The organism is Dermacoccus sp. UBA1591, from assembly GCF_002322065.1.
Classification (GTDB): Bacteria; Actinomycetota; Actinomycetes; order Actinomycetales; family Dermatophilaceae; genus Dermacoccus; species Dermacoccus nishinomiyaensis.
The window spans coordinates 67,711-68,407 of the sequence record NZ_DCNR01000082.1 but is presented as its reverse complement, the minus strand read 5'-3'; the positions used below and the strand labels follow the sequence as shown (position 1 = coordinate 68,407).

At 72.0% G+C, this 697-nt stretch carries 1 protein-coding gene; it reads right to left on the bottom strand.

What is annotated here, in order from left to right; translation table 11 throughout:
• Positions 1-31 precede the first annotated feature (31 nt).
• The gene (locus B2284_RS08880; protein ID WP_062256786.1) at positions 32-325 is read right to left on the bottom strand and encodes a GNAT family N-acetyltransferase; all 294 of its coding nucleotides are present in this window, start codon (positions 323-325) and stop codon (positions 32-34) included.
• Positions 326-697: the final 372 nt, after the last annotated feature.

Sequence of the window (697 nt, the reverse complement as noted above, 5' to 3'; positions counted from 1 at the left end):
CGGCCGCTGGGGGCCGGAGGATTCCAGCGGGTCATAGAGGGAGCAGGTACTCGGCCTCGTCGGCCGGGCACTCGGCTGTCGGGTTCTCGACGAGCCGGAACCCGCGACGCCGGTACGCGGCAGCCGCGCGCTCGTTGGCGCGGTAGGCGTGCAGCCCGATGGCGCGCAGCCCTTGCTGGCGCGCATCGCTGATGACGGCGTCGACGAGCGCGTCGAACACGCCGGTGCCGCGGCGCGCCGGCTCCACCCACATCTGCACGAGGAACGCGATCTCGAGTGCCTCGTACCCCAGTGCGCCGACGACGGCCGGGTCGTCGAAGTACACCTGGCCCGGTCGTAGGCCGATCAGCCTCGGCGCGCGGCGCGACCTGACTCGACGCCTCCGGCTCACCCGCGTCCGGCACCCACAGGTACGTGCCGGGGCTCATCGCGCGCTCGGCCCAGACCTGCTCGCTGAACTCGCTCTCACGGGCGAACGTCGACCCGAAAGCCTCTGGGTTCGTCGACAACGCCCGCAGCCGCACGTCGCGGTAGGTCTGCCACGGAAGGTCACCGGCAGGGAGAACAGTCATGACGCCCAGTCTCGTGACGCGGCGTGGACCCGTCAACGCGAAGCCGCTACCGCCGGATCGGGTCGAAGAGGCAGCGATCGGTCAGCGCCGAGGCACAGCCGTGTCGCCGCCCGATCGCGCCGGCG